Below are 13372 nucleotides of genomic sequence, written 5' to 3'. Positions count from 1 at the left end.
TCTTCCGAGGGGGGAAGCGCCTTCATGCAGCGTTTCGTACGGTCCGCGGCCCTGGCCGCAGCAGGCGTGCTCGTGGCGGGACTGGCCGCCGGGTGCGGCTCGTCCGACGACGGGGGCGGGAGCGACGGGAAGCACCCCTCGGCGACCGGTCCCGAGCCGGAGCCGAAGCCGGACCCCTCCTCCACCCTGCCCGCCTCGCTGACCACCCAGAGGCTGGACTGGAGCCGCTGCAAGGCACCCGAGGGCGGCAGCGCGCCCGGCGCCGCATGGCAGTGCTCGACGCTGAAGGTCCCGCTGGACTACGACAAGCCGGACGGCGAAACCATAGGCATCGCCCTGATCCGTACCAAGAGCACCGGCAAGGGCGACCGCATCGGCTCCCTCCTCTTCAACTTCGGCGGCCCCGGCGGCTCGGGCGTCTCCGGCCTCCCCTCCTTCGCCGACTCGTACGACTCGCTGCGCGAGCGGTACGACCTGGTGAGCTTCGACCCGCGCGGGGTCGCGGCGAGCGAAGGCGTGCGCTGCCGGGACGACGCGGAGACCCAGGCCGCGGAGAAGAACGTCGACCTCACACCGGACACCGCGGCCGAGGAGAAGGCGTACTTCAAGGACGCGAAGGACTTCGGCGCTGGCTGCGCCAAGAACTCCGCGAAGATCGTCGGACATGTCTCGACGGACGACGCGGCCCGCGACATGGACGTCCTGCGCCAGGTCCTCGGCGACGACAAACTGCACTACTTCGGCGTCTCGTACGGCACGGAACTCGGCGGGACGTACGCCCACATGTTCCCCCGGCGCGTCGGCCGCCTCGTGTTCGACGCGGTCGTCGACCCGAGCGCCGACTCGATCGGCCACGCGGAGAACCAGGCCCGCGGCTTCCAGCGCGCCCTGGACAACTACTTCACGTCCCGCGGACAGGACCCCAAGGCGGGCTCCGCGAAGATACAGAAGCTGTTCAAGCGCCTGGACGCGGAGCCGATGCGCACCTCCGGCGACCGGAAGCTGACCGAGTCCCTCGCCCACACCGGCGTCCTGGTCACCCTCTACAGCAAGCAGACCTGGCCCGCGCTGACCCGCGCCCTCGAGAACGCCGAGAAGGGCGACGGTTCGGCGCTGCTCCAGCTCGCCGACGCCTACAACGAACGCGACGCCTCGGGTCGCTACAGCACGCAGAGCCACTCCCAGCGCGCGATCGCCTGCCTGGACACCAAGGCGCGGACCACTCCGGCGGAGGCGAAGAAGCGCCTGGACCGGTTCCGCGGGATATCGCCGGTGTTCGGCGAGTTCCTCGGCTGGGACACGGCCGGCTGGTGCCACGAGTGGCCGGTGGCCGGTCTGCACGACTCCCCCGAGGTCAGCGCGCCCGGCGCCGACCCGATCCTCGTCGTCGGCAACACCGGCGACCCGGCCACCCCGTACGAGGGCGCCCGCAAGATGGCGGACGAGCTCGGCAAGGACGTCGGCGTCCACCTGACGTGGAAGGGCGAGGGCCACGGGGCGTACGGCAACGGCAGCGACTGCGTGGACGACGCGATCGACACGTACCTCCTGGAGGGCACCCCGCCGAAGGACAACAAGGTCTGCTCATGAGAGAAGCCCCGCTCACCTCCGGTGAGCGGGGCTTCTCAACAGATCAGTAGACCGGCTTGTCGGGCTCGATCTGGTTGACCCAGCCGATCACGCCGCCGCCCACGTGCACCGCGTCCGCGAAGCCCGCGGACTTCAGCACCGCGAGGACTTCCGCACTGCGGACACCCGTCTTGCAATGCAAGACGATCTTCTTGTCCTGCGGGAGGTCCTGGAGGGCGTTGCCCATGAGGAACTCGTTCTTCGGGATCAGCTTGGCGCCGGGGATCGAGACGATCTCGTACTCGTTGATCTCGCGGACATCGATGATCTCGATGCTCTCGCCGTCGTCGATCCACTCCTTGAGCTGCTTGGGAGTGATCGTCGAACCGGCCGCCGCCTCCTGGGCCTCCTCGGACACGACGCCGCAGAAGGCTTCGTAGTCGATGAGCTCGGTGACGGTGGGGTTCTCGCCGCAGACCGCGCAGTCGGGGTCCTTGCGGACCTTGACCTGGCGGTACTGCATCTCCAGGGCGTCGTAGATCATCAGGCGGCCGACCAGCGGGTCGCCCGTGCCCGTGAGGACCTTGATCGCCTCGGTGACCTGGATGGAGCCGATCGACGCGCACAGCACGCCGAGCACGCCGCCCTCGGCGCAGGAGGGGACCATGCCGGGCGGCGGGGGCTCCGGGTACAGGCAGCGGTAGCAGGGGCCGTGCTCGCTCCAGAAGACGGACGCCTGGCCGTCGAAGCGGTAGATGGAACCCCAGACGTACGGCTTGTTGAGCAGCACACACGCGTCGTTGACCAGGTAACGGGTCGCGAAGTTGTCGGTGCCGTCGACGATCAGGTCGTACTGGCTGAAGATGTCCATCACGTTGTCGGCCTCGAGCCGCTCCTTGTGAAGGATCACGTTCACGTACGGGTTGATGCCGAGGACCGAGTCCTTCGCCGAATCCGCCTTGGAACGGCCGATGTCCGCCTGGCTGTGGATGATCTGCCGCTGCAGGTTGGACTCGTCGACCTCGTCGAACTCGACGATGCCGAGCGTGCCGACACCCGCCGCGGCCAGGTACATCAGCGCCGGCGACCCGAGGCCGCCGGCGCCGACACACAGCACCTTGGCGTTCTTCAGCCGCTTCTGCCCGTCCATCCCGACGTCGGGGATGATCAGGTGGCGGGAGTACCTGCGAACCTCATCGACGGTGAGCTCGGATGCGGGCTCGACCAGGGGTGGCAGCGACACGGGGACTCCGTTGGTCGGTAATGCGGAACGGTTGTTCTGCAAGTAACACTGCCACGCCCTTCTTCATTCCGAGACACCCGTTCCGATACGCGAGACGATTTCGTCCCAGTAACCGGGCATGGACTCCCAGGGGTCGCCCGAGCCACCCCCGTCCGCGCCGCTTCCGTCCACGCGGTCCGTGAAGTAGATCGTCGACGCGCCCTGCCAGCGGGCGATCCGCAGCGCCTCCTCCAGGTGACCGCGCGGCATGCCGTGCACGAAGTGGCAGAACCGTTCGGGCGGGTAGTCCGCGGTCCACTCGGCAACCTGCGACCAGCGGTAATCGCTCCACGGGCCCGCGAAGGTCACCAGCTGGTCGCCCGTCTCGGCATACCCGGGATACGGGTGCGTCCCGTGCCCGAGGACGATGTGCGCGTCCCCGACCAGCGCCCGCAGGGTCGCCACCGTCCTGCGCACCTCGGGGAGCGCGGTCCGCTCGGTGGGACAGCGGTCCAGCGAGAAGCCGTCCACCTGGTACCAGTCCAGGTAGCGGTGCGCGTCGGAGATCAGCTCCCCGAAGGCGCGCGCGCCGTACGTCGTGTCCAGGTGGCCGAGCACGCGGACGCCCGCGTTCCGCAGCCGGCCCGCCGCCTCCAGGCAGTGCGGGTCCGGCCGCTCCCCCGGACCGTTGGCGACATTCAGGACGACCCACTTCAAAGGGGTGCCCGGCCGGGCGAGTTCGGACCATTCGGCGGGGGCGACCAGGGGGTGGGCGAAGCCCGGGATGCCGAAGCCGATACGTACCTCGGTGCTCGCGGTACCCCTCGTGGTCCTGGTCAGATGCGGCATGCGGCCTCCATCCAGATGTCGGCGAGTGACTCTTCGAGGTTGATGCGGGGCCGCCAGCCGAGCCGGTCCCGCGCGGTGCGGACGTCCGCCTGCTGCCAGCTCCCGCAGCCGTCCGGGTAGGGGTACGCGGCCGCGGCCGGGCCCCCGTGCTCGGATTCGCCGCGGGGGTGGCCGATGGATGTCCGCACCGGCACCTGGTCGAGTTCGTGCAGCGCGCCGCCGTACCCCGCGACGCGGGCCAGGACGGCGGCCGCGTCACGCAGTCGTACGGCCCGCCCCGCGCCGATGTTCACGATTCCCTGCGCGGCGGAGAGCGAGGCGGCGTGCACGGCGCGCGCCACGTCGCGTACGTCGACGAAGTCGCGCTGGACGCCCAGCCCGCCGAGCTTCAGCTCGCCGTCCCCGGCCTGCATGGCGCGCCGCATGGCCTCCGCGAGCCGCCCGAGCGGTGATCCGGCGGGCGTGCCGGGCCCCGCGGGCGAGAAGACGCGCAGGACGACGGCGTCGAGTCCGGAGCCGAGCACCAGTTCCGTGGCGGCCAGTTTGCTGACGCCGTACGGTCCGCCGGGCCGCGGCACCGCGTCCTCGGCCGTGGAGGAGCCCGGCTGACTCGGCCCGTACTCCGCGCCGCAGCCGAGCTGCACGAGGCGCGCCCCGCAGCCGCTGCGCCGCAACGCCTCGCAGATGGTGGCGACGGCGACGGTGTTGTGCCGGGTCAGGTCGCGGGCACCGCCCCGGGTGGCACCGGCGCAGTTGATGACGACGCCCGGGTGGACGGCGTCCAGGAAGCGGGTGAGCGCGCCGGGGCTCCCGCTGGCGAGGTCGAACCGTACGTCCGAGTCGTCGCCGCGGCCGAGTGCGGTGAGCTGCACGGCCGGGTCGGCGAGCAGCCGGTCGGCGACGAACCGGCCGAGGTATCCGTTGGCTCCGATCAGCAGCACCCTCATCGGGCGCCTCCCGGGGTGGCCGCTCGGCGGCGGAGACGGCTGCGGGTGGTCATCTGTGTTTCTCCTTCGGGAAGTTGCCGTGGTGCACGGGGTGGGCCCGCGGTGTCGGCCCCGCGGGAGAGTGGTCGGAAGAACGGCCCGCGCCGGTACCGGTACCGGCGTGGGCCGAGGCCAGGGTCAGGGTCCTGGCCGCGTGGACCAGGAGGACGAGGGCGGCGCCGCCGCAGGCCGCGGCCGGTACGACGCCGGGGCCCCACGTGTCGACGGCGGCCGTGACGGGGGCGGCGAGCGCGTCCGGGCCGGGCAGCCGGCCGGCGAACGCCAGGACCAGGACGGCCGCTTCGCAGGAGGCCGCGGCGCCGAGGAGCAGGACGGGGGCGCGGGTGAAGCCGTGGACGCCGAGGAGCCGGGCGAGCAGGAGCAGGGCGCCGAGCGTGAACGCGCCGAGCGGGGCGGGGGTGGCGTGCCCTGGGCCTGTGCCCGCGTCGCCGATGAGTGCGTACACCCCCGCGAGCAACGCCCCGAGCGCGCCGAGGAACAGCGCGACGACGCCGAGGAGCAACGGCCGTACGGCGGACGCGAACTCGTCGAGCCCTCGGCTGGCGGCGAGCCGCGCCCCGGCCCGTACCGCGAAGAGGCGGGCGCACCAGATCGCGGGCGCGACGGCGAGCGCGAGGCCGAGGAGCGCGGCGGCCGCCGGGTCCCAGAGGTCGGCGAAGCCGTCCGGGCCGTTCGTGAGGGCGCCGTTCAGGAGGCCGTCGCCGAGCAGGGCGTACGCGAGGAGCCAGCACACCCACGCGCGCGTGGCGCGTACCGGGTGGGCGACGGCGCGCAAGGGGCCGTTCCGCAGGGCGACGCGCAGGGCGAGGGCGACGGCGAGCGCGCCGACGACCGCGACCACGAGCCGCACGCGTCCCTCACTGCACGCGGCCCCCGCGACGGCGGCCGCGCACACGGCGCCGGGCAGCAGGGCGAACAGGGCCCACCCGGCGGGGAGTTCCGCACGCGCGGACTGCACCGGGTGTGCCTCCGTCGTCGCCGTCGGTGGCGTGCGGCCTTCCGGGAGCGTCGGCACGCGCGCGTACATCTCCTCGGCGAGCGCGAACACGTCCCGGTGCCGGAAGCGTGCGGCCGCCCGGTCGGTGACGCCGTGCGCCTCCAGGCCCGCCGCGATCTCCAGCGGGTCGACGGCGCGCTCGCACAGCTCGCGGTGCCGGTGCATGAGGGCTTTCACGGGGTCGGCGGCGCCGCGCCGGGGCGGCTTGGCGCGGGCGGTGGCGCGCGCCGACGACGACCGGCTCGCGCCGCCCCCGACACCGCCCACGCCCCTACGCGCCCCCGCGCCCCCGCGCCGCCCCTTGCCGCGCGCGTCCCAGCCGCTGTCACCGTCGTCGACGCCGCTGTCCTCGCGCCCCTCGCCGAAGGCGGGAACGGAGACGGAGGCGGGAATCGACGTTCCGTCGCCGGGCAGATCCGCACCGGCGTCCAGCAGTTCCGCCGACCGGGAGTCCCAGCCGCTCGCGCCCTCAGGGGCGCGCGGCGCGTCCACGGCGCCGCTCGTACCGGCGCCTTCTTGTCCCGTCATACGGCGGCCCCCTTCAGCCCGTCCCCCACCGGAACCTCCTCCGTCACGGCCCAACTCGGCACCAACACCGGCACCTCCTCCGCCGCTCCCGCCCCGCCCGCGGTCGCCCCCGTCGCCACCGCCCAGCGCCCCGGGACGTACGCCTCCGCCGGATGCGCGAACGGCAACGGCTCGCCCGCCTCGTCCAGCGCGTCCCTGCGGACGGGACAGTGCGAGACGATCTCGAGGTAGATGCTCCGAAATGCCGCGATGTTCTGCTCGACGGTGAAGAGTTCGAGAGCCCGCGCCCGCGCCGCCGCGCCGAGGCGTGCGCACCGCTCGGGGTCACGCAGGAGCGCCACGCATGCCTCCGCGAGCGCCCGCGGGTTGCGCGGCGGTACGACGAGTCCCGTGCCGCCGATGACCTCGACCACCGCGCCGACATCCGTCGAGACGGTCGCGCGTCCGCAGAACATCGCCTCGACCAGACTGATCGGGAAGCCCTCGACGACGCTGGAGAGGACGACGACGCCCGCGGAGGCGTACGCGTCGGCGAGTCCCGGCACCTCGGGTCCGCCGATCTCCTCGAAGGAGACGGGGTTGTCGCCGATGGCGTGCGCGCCCGGCGCCTCGTCCGGGAAGAGCTGCGCGGCGAGGGCGCGGCAGTGCGTGAGGTAGGCCCGCGCATCGGGTCCTTCCGCGGGCGCCCCGACGATCCGCAGGCGTGCCCCCGGCACCCGCGCGCGGATCTCCCCGAAGGCGTGGAGCAGGGAGATCAGGTCCTTGGCGGGCTCGACGCGGCCGACCCACAGGAGGGTGTCGGGAGCGGCGGCGAAGTCGTCGTAGCCCCGTTCGCCGATCTCCGTGAAGCGGTCCGCCTCCATCCCGGGGTGGACCGTGCGCAGCTTGGCGCGGTCGGCGCCGCAGCGTTCCTGCCAGCGCCGGGCGTGGGTGTTGCCCGGGGTCACGACCGTGGCCGCGCGGTAGACCTCCGCGGCGAGGAGGCCGTGGAAGGAGGCGAGCAGGGCCCGGGTCGGCGCGCTCAGGTCCGTGTCGCCGGCCGCGAGGTAGTGCGCGCGCAGCTGCACGCCGTACTCGGTGACGAGCAGCGGCACCCCCGCGAAGTGCTTGGCGAGGAGTCCCGGGAGCGCGGCGGGTCCGCCGGAGGTGGCGTGGCAGAGGTCGACGGCGCCGAGCGCGTCGGGCCCGTACCAGTCGAGGGAGAGCGGCCGCAGTGCGCGCTCCATCAGACCGGCGGCGGCGAGCAGGTCGGCGACGCGTGCGGTGTGGGCGGTCCGCAGCGCGCCGGGCGCGTGGCAGGCGCGTTCCAGGGCGCGGACGGCGGACTCCGAGCGCAGCGCGCCGACCAGACCGCCTTCGTCGCGGGCGAGTTCGGCGAGTCCGTACAGAGCGTTGCCGAAACGGTCCGCCACCGCGTCGCGATCGCCCCGGCAGACGGTGTCGGCGAGCTCCCCGAAGTGTTCCTCGAAGCGCCGCCGCGCCCGCCGTCCGCGTCCGCCGCGGGGTCCGGCGGCGCTGAGCGCCTCGTCGTCGACGGTCCACAGCGGCGCCGTGCGCACGCTGCCGACCTGCGGCGGCAGCTCGACCCAGCCCTGGGCCTCCTGCCGCTCGCTGCGGCTGAGCGCGTAGATGTCGAACTCGTGCTGTCCGAGTCCCCGTACGAGCCGGTCGCACCAGAGCCTCGCCTCACCGCTCACATACGGATAGCCACCCTCCGTAAGCAGTCCGACGCGCACGAGCGCACCCCCGATCTCCCGTTCGGTGAGCCGCCGTTGGCCGGCGGCTCGCAGCGGGACGAACGTAAGCGGTCATGCAGGTGGCGCGACGGACGGTTGTCCATCGCGCCACCAGAAGGGGTGAACGGCAGTAACTTTCCGGCGCCGGTGGCGTTCTGTCGCGCTATAGCACTTCAGAAGCCACTTTTCGTCACCGTCGGTCAGGCTGCGGCCAGCTCCTCGCGGGCCGCACGCCGCCGCGCCGCGGCCTCGGGGTCGAGCGCGGGCACGGCCGCGAGCAGCCGTTTCGTGTACGGGTCACGGGGCGCGCCGTACACCTCCGCGACGGGGCCCTGTTCCACGATCTGCCCCTGCCGCATCACGGCGACCCGGTCGCTGACCTGGCGGACCACGGCGAGGTCGTGTGCGACGAAGACCAGGGCGAGGCCCAGTTCGCGCTGCAGCTCGGCGAGGAGATCCATGACCTGCGCCTGGGTCGTCACGTCGAGCGCCGACACCGGCTCGTCGCACACGATGAGGCGCGGCTCGCCGGCGAGCGCCCGCGCGATGCCCACGCGCTGGCGCTGTCCGCCGCTGAACTCGTGCGGGTAGCGGTCGTAGTGCGCCGGTTCGAGGCCGACGCGCTCCAGGAGTTCCCGTGCGCGCCCCCGTACGTAGGAGTCGCTCTCGCCCCGTGCGCGCAGCGGGTCGGCGATCGACTCGCCGACGGAGCGCCGCGGGTTCAGGGAGGAGACCGGGTCCTGGAACACCATCTGCACGCCGGGCACCACCTGCCCGCCGGGCTTCTCCGCACCCCCGTGGAGGAGCTGCCCGGCGGTGGGTGCCAGGAGGCCGACCAGCATGCGCCCGAGCGTGGTCTTGCCGCTGCCGCTCTCGCCGACCACGCCGAGGGTCTCTCCGCGGCGGACGGTCAGCGAGACGTCGTCGACGGCGGTGACCGCGCGCTTCCCGCGCCCGAACTCCTTCCGCAGCCCGACCGCTTCGAGCACGACCTCGCCCGGCTCCCCGGCGGCCGGCACGAGCGGCGCGTCCACCCGGGGCACGGCCTTGAGGAGTTCCTGCGTGTACGCCTCACGGGGCGCGCCGAGGATGTCCCGCACCTCGCCGCGCTCCACCGCGCGCCCGTTGCGCATGACCAGGACCTCGTCGGCGCTCTCCGCCGCGACGCCCACGTCGTGGGTGACGAGGAGCAGGCCCATGCCGGTCTCGGTCCGCAGCGTGTGCAGCAGGTCGAGGATCTGGGCCTGGACGGTGACGTCGAGCGCGGTGGTCGGCTCGTCGGCGACGAGCAGCGCGGGCTCGCACGCCAACGCCATGGCGATCAGGGTGCGCTGGCGCATGCCGCCGCTGAACTCGTGCGGCCGTGAGCGGGAGCGGCGGGCCGCGTCGGGAATGCCGACCCGGTCGAGCACGTCGACGGCACGCGCGCGTGCCGCCCGTCGGGACGCTCCCGTGTGCACGCGGTACACCTCGGCGATCTGGTCGCCGACCGCGTAGTACGGGTCGAGCGAGGAGAGCGGGTCCTGGAAGACCATCGCGGCCTTTCCGCCGCGCAGCCCGCGCAGTTCCGCCTCGGACGCCGCCTGTACGTCGACGCCGTCGACCAGCACCGTCCCGTCGACGTGCGCGCCCGTGCCCCGGTGGAGGCCGAGGAGCGCGGACGCCACGGTGGACTTGCCGGATCCCGACTCGCCGACGAGGGCGAGGGCGGCGCCCTTCTCCAGCGTGAAGGAGAGCCCGTCCACGGCACGTACGCCGGACGCGAACTCGACGGACAGATCGGTGACGTGGACGAGACTCATGACAGCACCACCCGTCGGTCGGCCACCGCGTACAGCACGTCCGCGACGGCATTGGCGAGCACCACGAAGAAGCCGGTGACGAGGACCATCCCGACGACCACCGGCAGGTCGACGACCTTGACGGCGTGCACGAGTTCACGCCCGAGTCCGGGCAGGCCGAACAGCGTCTCGCTGAGCACCGCGCCGCCGAACATCGATCCGAAGTCGTTGGCGGTCAGCGCGATGACGGGCGCGACGGCGCCGCGCAGCGCGTGCTTCCCGATGATCGACCGCTCCCCCACGCCGTACGCGCGGAAGGTCCGCACGTGGTCGTCGGCGAGGGTCTCCAGCATCGAGGAGCGGGTCAGGCGCGCGTACTTGGCGGCCTCGATGAGGGCCAGCGAGAGCCAGGGCAGGAGCAGGTTCCACGCCCACTGCGTCGGGTCGTCCGCGAAGGGCACGTACTGCGGGAAGGGCAGCCACTGCAGCTGACCGCAGACCACGATCATCAGGAGCAGGCCGATCACGAAGACGGGCGTGGCGGTGCCCGCGAGGGTGACGGCGGTCAGCACGCGCTCGCTGAGCCTGCCGCGCCGCCAGGCGGAGAGCACGCCCGCGCCCACCCCGAGGATCAGCCACAGCACCATCGCGCCCAGCGCGAGCGACCCGGTGACCGGCAGCTTCGCCGTGATCAGCGCGGTGACCTGCTGGTCGCTCTGGTAGGAGATCCCGAGGCAGGGCGCACCGCAGTGTTCGGTGCCGGTGCCGGTCGAGTAGTCCTGGCCGACGACGATGCCGTGCAGGAAGTCCCAGTAGCGGACGTACAGCGGGTCGTCGAGCCGCAGCTGCTCGGCGACCTGCTGGACCTGGGCGGGTGAGCAGCGCGGGCCGCAGGTGATCTGGGCGACGTCGCCCGGGGCGGTGTAGAAGACCGCGTAGATGATGACGGAGAGGGCGAGGAGCGTGACGGCGGCGCCGACGACGCGCCGCAGCAGGAACCCGGGGAAGCCGGTCATGCGCGGGCCTCCTGCTTCCGCCCCGCGCCGATCCGCAGCCGCGACGTGGCCCGCGGGTCGAGCGCCGTACGCACGCCGTCACCGAACACGGTGAGGGCGAACACGGTCACGAACAGCGCGCTCGCCGGGTACAGCAGGTACTGCGGCGCCGCCTGGTACCAGACGTCGGCGGACGTGAGCATCTGTCCCCACGACGCGGTGGGCGGCTTCACGCCCACGCCGAGGAAGGAGAGCGCGGCCTCGACGGTGATGTTGGTGGGGACGAGGAGCGCGGCGTAGGTGATGACGGGCGCGGCGAGCGCGGGCAGCAGTTCACGGCGGGCGATCCGCACGGAGCCCCAGCCGCTGAGCCGCGCGGCGGCCACGTGGTCGAGCTCCTTGAGCGTGATGGTCTGGGCGCGGACGATCTTGGCGACGCCGCCCCAGGCGACGAGCCCGATGACGAGGGCGACGAGCACGGGCCGCGGGAATCCGCTGGGCACGACCGCCATCAGCGCGAGCGCGAAGACCATGAGCGGCAGGGCCACGATGACGTCGGTGGCCCTGCTGAGCACCTGGTCGACCCAGCGGTTGCCGAACCCTGCGGCCAATCCGACCGCCACGCCGACGACGACCTGTACGACGGTCGCGGCGAGCGCGACGCCGAGCGAGACCCGCGCCCCGTACACGAGGCGGGCGAAGAGGTCGCGCCCGGTCTGCGGTTCGACGCCGAGCCAGTGCTCGCCGCTGATCCCGCCGAGCGGGCCGACCGGCACACCGCCGCGCGCCGAGTCGATGAGATGCGGGTGGTACGAGGTGGGGTCCTGCCCCTCCAGGGCGGTGAGCAGCGGCGCAGCGAGCGCCACGACCACGAGCAGCGCGACGACGCCCGCCGCCACGAGGGCGGCGCGCTGTGCGCGCAGCCGCCCCCAGAAGACGGAGCGTTCGGTCACGACGACTCCACCGCGACCTGCGAGACGTCGAGGACGCCGGTCCAGTCGCTGATGACGACGTTCTTGACGTCCTTGCCGTACAGGCGCTTGTAGACCGGGTGGAAGAGCGGCACGGTCAGCGCCTTCTCGCCGATCTTCTTGTCGAGTGCGCCCCACCGCTCGGCGGCGGCCTTCAGGTCGGTCAGCTTGTTGATCTCGTCGATCTCGTCGTTGACGGACTTGTCGTCGAGGAAGCCGGAGTTGAAGTTGGCGCCGTCCTTCACGATCTGCCGGCCGTCGAAGATCGGGGCGAGGAAGGGGCCGCCGGAGGGCCAGTCAGCACCCCAGTGGGCGAGGAAGAGGCCGGGTTCGTCCTTGGCGCTGTGGACCTTGTCCTTGTAGTCGTTGTCCTCAAGGCCCTGGAGCTTGACGGTGATCCCGGCCTTCTTGAGCGCGTCCTGGATCGCGGTCGCGATCTCGGGGCTGGTCTCGAAGTCCTTGGCGTTGGAGTGTGTGAGCGTGATGGTGAGCCCGTCCTTGTGACCGGCCTCCTTCAGGAGCTCCTTGGCCTTCTTCGGGTTGCCGGAGGGGCCCGCGGGGAAGTGGTCGTACTTCGTGTATCCGAATGACTTCTGGTTCGGCAGGTACGTGGTGGCGGGCTCGGCGAGCGAGGAGCCGCCCGCCGCGTTGACGACCGAGGAGCGGTCCACGGCGTACGAGATGGCCTGGCGGACCTTCGGGTCGTCGAACGGCTTCACCTTCGGGTTGAAGGCGAGGTAGTTCGTGTAGCCGAAGTGGCCGGTGCCGACGTGCGAGGAGAGCTCCTTGTCACCGGCGACCTTGGCGAGCTCGGCCGGGCCGAGGTTGGTGTCGGTGGTGACGGCTGCGTCGTCGGCGCCCTGGCCCGCGGAGAGCCGCTGGTTGATGACGGACTGGTCGAGCCCGGACCGTACGTCGATGACGTCCGGGTAGGCCTTGCGCTCGGCGTCGTTCTTCGCGGACCAGTGCGGGTTGCGCTCCAGACGGAGCCGCTCGCCGTCGTTCTCGTTCTTGACGACCTTGTAGGGCCCGGACGAGACCGGGTGCTCCTCGTACTTCGTGCCCTTGTCCTTGGCCTTCGGCACGGGTGCGAACGACGTCTGCGTGGCCACGTAGTCGAAGTCGCCCACGGGCTTGTTCAGATGGAAGACGATCGTCCGCTCGTCCGGCGTCTCGACCGACTTCAGGCCGCCCTTGTTCTTGTACGGCCCTTCGTAGTCGGCGCCCCCGATCAGCCAGTCCCGCAGGAAGGGTGCGCCGCCGGAGAGTTCGGCCGCGAAGGAACGCTCGATGCCGTACTTGATGTCGGCGGCCGTGATCGCCGAACCGTCCTCGTACTTGAGGCCCTTCTTCAGGGTGTACGTCCACACGGTGGCGTTCTTGCTCGGCTTGCCGAGGTCCGTCGCGAGGTCGGGGACGACCTCCGCGCCCTTGGCGCCGTCCTCGCGGTTGCGGGTGGTCAGGGTGCGGAAGACGAGGCTCGGCACGTTGCCGCCGCCGGAGGTGTACAGCCGCGCGGGGTCGAAGTCGGTCTGCGGATCGCGGTTGAGGACGGTGAGCGTGCCGCCCTCGGCGGGCTTGCCGCCGCCGCTCCCGGCGCCGCCGTCCTTGGGGCCCGCGCAGGCGACGGCGCCCGAGGCCAGGACCAGGCTGACGGATGCCGCTGCCACGCGGCGGGCTATGACGGACGTTTGACGCATCGGAAAGAGACCTCTCG

Annotated in this window: 10 protein-coding genes; 1 reads left to right on the top strand and 9 read right to left on the bottom strand. The window is 72.3% G+C overall.

Annotated features, from left to right (window positions below; genetic code table 11):
* Window positions 1-24 precede the first annotated feature (24 nt).
* Window positions 25-1590 carry an alpha/beta hydrolase gene (locus DEJ49_RS24235; protein WP_150186086.1) on the top strand — a complete coding sequence of 522 codons (1566 nt, stop codon included), beginning with the start codon at window positions 25-27 and terminating at the stop codon, window positions 1588-1590.
* A 43-nt stretch (window positions 1591-1633) separates the two neighbouring features.
* On the opposite strand, the gene moeZ is transcribed toward DEJ49_RS24235, so the two are convergent.
* The 9 genes from moeZ to DEJ49_RS24190 form a co-directional block, all read right to left on the bottom strand.
* The gene (moeZ, locus tag DEJ49_RS24230) at window positions 1634-2812 is read right to left on the bottom strand and encodes an adenylyltransferase/sulfurtransferase MoeZ (RefSeq protein WP_150186085.1); all 1179 of its coding nucleotides are present in this window, start codon (window positions 2810-2812) and stop codon (window positions 1634-1636) included.
* A gap of 63 nt (window positions 2813-2875) precedes the next feature.
* Window positions 2876-3640, bottom strand: a complete 765-nt coding sequence (locus DEJ49_RS24225; protein WP_150186084.1) for a spherulation-specific family 4 protein — start codon at window positions 3638-3640, stop codon at window positions 2876-2878.
* A complete protein-coding gene (locus tag DEJ49_RS24220) occupies window positions 3628-4587 on the bottom strand; it encodes an NAD-dependent epimerase/dehydratase family protein (protein ID WP_150171966.1) in 960 nt (319 codons plus the stop codon). Before DEJ49_RS24220 ends, DEJ49_RS24225 begins: the two co-directional genes overlap by 13 nt.
* A 49-nt stretch (window positions 4588-4636) precedes the next feature.
* Complete coding sequence (locus DEJ49_RS24215) at window positions 4637-6172, bottom strand: hypothetical protein (protein WP_190329432.1); 1536 nt, start codon at window positions 6170-6172, stop codon at window positions 4637-4639.
* On the bottom strand, window positions 6169-7908 hold the full coding sequence (locus DEJ49_RS24210; RefSeq protein ID WP_150186083.1) for a DUF3492 domain-containing protein: 1740 nt from the start codon (window positions 7906-7908) through the stop codon (window positions 6169-6171). Before DEJ49_RS24210 ends, DEJ49_RS24215 begins: the two co-directional genes overlap by 4 nt.
* A 200-nt stretch (window positions 7909-8108) precedes the next feature.
* Window positions 8109-9710 carry a dipeptide ABC transporter ATP-binding protein gene (locus DEJ49_RS24205; RefSeq protein ID WP_150186082.1) on the bottom strand — a complete coding sequence of 534 codons (1602 nt, stop codon included), beginning with the start codon at window positions 9708-9710 and terminating at the stop codon, window positions 8109-8111.
* The gene (locus tag DEJ49_RS24200) at window positions 9707-10705 is read right to left on the bottom strand and encodes an ABC transporter permease (RefSeq protein ID WP_150186081.1); all 999 of its coding nucleotides are present in this window, start codon (window positions 10703-10705) and stop codon (window positions 9707-9709) included. Before DEJ49_RS24200 ends, DEJ49_RS24205 begins: the two co-directional genes overlap by 4 nt.
* Window positions 10702-11637 (bottom strand): ABC transporter permease, encoded by a 936-nt coding sequence (locus DEJ49_RS24195; RefSeq protein WP_223832969.1) that lies wholly within the window; start codon window positions 11635-11637, stop codon window positions 10702-10704. Before DEJ49_RS24195 ends, DEJ49_RS24200 begins: the two co-directional genes overlap by 4 nt.
* A complete protein-coding gene (locus DEJ49_RS24190) occupies window positions 11634-13355 on the bottom strand; it encodes an ABC transporter substrate-binding protein (protein WP_150186080.1) in 1722 nt (573 codons plus the stop codon). The genes DEJ49_RS24195 and DEJ49_RS24190 overlap by 4 nt, the downstream gene beginning before the upstream one ends.
* Between the last annotated feature and the right edge of the window lie 17 nt (window positions 13356-13372).

It is taken from the genome of Streptomyces venezuelae (genome assembly GCF_008642335.1).
In the GTDB taxonomy this organism is placed as follows: domain Bacteria; phylum Actinomycetota; class Actinomycetes; order Streptomycetales; family Streptomycetaceae; genus Streptomyces; species Streptomyces venezuelae_F.
This window is presented reverse-complemented; position numbering and strand designations above follow the sequence as displayed.

Excerpts from the sequence above, each read along its gene's own strand:
- DEJ49_RS24235 (WP_150186086.1), top strand. The coding sequence starts at position 25 with ATGCAGCGTTTCGTACGGTCCGCGGCCCTGGCCGCAGCAGGCGTGCTC.
- DEJ49_RS24225 (WP_150186084.1), bottom strand. The coding sequence starts at position 3,640 with ATGCCGCATCTGACCAGGACCACGAGGGGTACCGCGAGCACCGAGGTA.
- DEJ49_RS24220 (WP_150171966.1), bottom strand. The coding sequence starts at position 4,587 with ATGAGGGTGCTGCTGATCGGAGCCAACGGATACCTCGGCCGGTTCGTC.
- DEJ49_RS24215 (WP_190329432.1), bottom strand. The coding sequence starts at position 6,172 with ATGACGGGACAAGAAGGCGCCGGTACGAGCGGCGCCGTGGACGCGCCG.
- DEJ49_RS24205 (WP_150186082.1), bottom strand. The coding sequence starts at position 9,710 with ATGAGTCTCGTCCACGTCACCGATCTGTCCGTCGAGTTCGCGTCCGGC.
- DEJ49_RS24200 (WP_150186081.1), bottom strand. The coding sequence starts at position 10,705 with ATGACCGGCTTCCCCGGGTTCCTGCTGCGGCGCGTCGTCGGCGCCGCC.
- DEJ49_RS24190 (WP_150186080.1), bottom strand. The coding sequence starts at position 13,355 with ATGCGTCAAACGTCCGTCATAGCCCGCCGCGTGGCAGCGGCATCCGTC.